The organism is Kitasatospora sp. NPDC007106, assembly GCF_040634455.1.
Classification (GTDB): Bacteria; Actinomycetota; Actinomycetes; order Streptomycetales; family Streptomycetaceae; genus Kitasatospora; species Kitasatospora arboriphila.
This window is the reverse complement of record NZ_JBEYFP010000956.1, coordinates 1-2087: the sequence shown is the minus strand read 5'-3', so window position 1 is coordinate 2087 and position 2087 is coordinate 1. Positions and strand designations below refer to the sequence as shown.

The window sequence follows — 2087 nt, the reverse complement described above, 5'->3', positions numbered from 1 at the left end:
CACGCAGCGGCGGGACCCGAGGCGGTGGCGGCGCCCGGAGCCCCGCAGCAGCAGTGACCCCGCCGCGGACAAGCCGGACGGCCCCGGACGACCCGGCGCCGGCACGCCTCCGGCCGCCCCGGGAGAGCCCGGAGGGGCCGGCGCTGTGCGCGGTCAGCCGGTGCGGCCCTCGGCGCGGTCGAGTTCCTCGTCCAGGGCGAGGGCCGCGTCGATCAGGGCCAGGTGGGTGAACGCCTGCGGGAAGTTGCCGAGTTGCTCGCCGGAGGGGCCGATCTCCTCGGCGAACAGACCGACGTGGTTGGCGTAGGTGAGCATCTTGTCGAAGGCGTAACGGGCCTGCCGCAGCCGGCCGGCGCGGGCGAGCGCGTCGACGTACAGGAAGGTGCAGAGGCTGAAGGTGCCCTCCGAGCCGCGCAGGCCGTCGGGCGACGCGGCCGGGTCGTAGCGGTAGACGAGGCTGTCCGAGACGAGTTTGCGGTCCATCGCGTCGAGCGTGGAGAGCCATGCAGGGTCCTTCGGCCCGAGCAGGCCCACCCGCGGGATCAGCAGCAGGGAGGCGTCGAGGACGTCGCCGTCGTAGTGCTGGACGAGCGCCCGCTCCTTCTCGCTCCAGCCGCGCTCCATGATCTGCTTCAGCACGGCGTCGCGGGTGCTCCGCCAGCGGACGATGTCGGCGGGTCGGCTGAACTCCTCGGCCAGGCGCATGCCGCGGTCGAAGGCGACCCAGGTCATCACCCGGCTGAAGGTGAAGTCCTTGCGGCCGCCGCGGGTCTCCCAGATCCCTTCGTCGGGGCGGTCCCAGTTGTCCGCGAGCCAGTCGAGGGTCTTCGCCGCCGCCTTCCAGCCGCGGTAGCCGGCCTGGACCCCGATCTCGCGTCCTTCGGCCATGGCGTACAGCGCCTCGCCGTAGATGTCCAGCTGCAACTGGTCCATCGCGGCGTTGCCGGCCCGGACGGGGTACGAGCCGCGGTAGCCCTCGAAGTGTTCGAGGATCTCCTCGGTCAGCTGCGGGTCGCCGTCGACGCGGTACATGATCTGCAGCCGCTCGCCGGGCATCTCCAGCCGATCGTGGATCCGGTCGCCGAGCCAGCGGGTGTACGCACTGGCCTCCTCGGTGAAGCCCAGGTCCAGCAGGGCGCGCACCGAGAGGGACGCGTCGCGCACCCAGGTGAAGCGGTAGTCCCAGTTGCGCTCGCCGCCGACCTGCTCGGGCAGGCCCATGGTGGCGGCGGCGATCGGTGCGCCGGTCGGGGCGTAGGTGAGCAGCTTGAGGGTGATCGCGGACCGGTGGACGGCGTCCGGCCACCGGCCGCGGTAGTTCGACTGGCGGACCCAGGTCTGCCAGTGGTCGACGGCCTCCCACAGCTGCTCGGTGAGCCGGGCCTCGGTGGGCGGCGGCGGGGCCTCGCCGTCGGGGCCGCAGGAGGTCATGACGACGCCCGAGGTCTGGCCGGCGTCGAGCGTGACCGTGCCGCGGACGTCCCGGTCGGACCGGTGCAGCGGGAACAGCGCGCGCAGGTGCAGTGCCGCGCCGGGCGCGCGGAAGACGGCGTCCTGGCCGTCGACGGTCACCTGGTGGTCGGCCCGGCCGTAGTCGAAGCGCGGCCGGCAGTCGAGTTCGAACCGGACGGTGCCGCGGACGGCGCGGACCGCCCGGATCAGGGTGTGGCGGTCCGAGGCGCGCTTGCTGTTGTCGGGGAGCATCCAGTCGATGACCTCGCCGACGCCGTCCTCGGACATGAACCTGGTGACCAGGACTGCGCTGTCCGGGTAGTAGAGCTGACGGCAGGTCGGGGCGTGCTCCACCGGGGCCAGCCGGAAGTGGCCGCCGCGGTCGTGGTCCAGGAGGGCGGCGAAGATGCTGGGCGAGTCGAACCGCGGCGCGGCGAACCAGTCCACCACGCCCTTCGAGGAGATCAGCGCGGCAGTCTGCAGGTCTCCCACCAGTCCGTGGTCGGCGATGGGCGGGTAACGGTCCATGAGCTCTCCGAGGTCTCGGCTTCCTCGGCGCAGCGTAGCCGTTATGTCACGGATGTCCTGGTATGACGCGAGACTGTCGTGACGGTCCGGCCGACGCCACTGCCGCC

The 2087-nt window shown here is 72.4% G+C and carries 1 protein-coding gene; it reads right to left on the bottom strand.

What is annotated here, in order from left to right; translation table 11 throughout:
• Positions 1–153: 153 nt before the first annotated feature.
• Positions 154–1980, bottom strand: coding sequence for a glycoside hydrolase family 15 protein (locus tag ABZ641_RS34465; RefSeq protein WP_359988277.1), 1827 nt, complete (start codon positions 1978–1980; stop codon positions 154–156).
• Between the last annotated feature and the right edge of the window lie 107 nt (positions 1981–2087).

What these genes read in the sequence shown, in the direction of transcription:
- ABZ641_RS34465 (WP_359988277.1), bottom strand. Translation starts at nt 1,980, where the DNA reads ATGGACCGTTACCCGCCCATCGCCGACCACGGACTGGTGGGAGACCTG.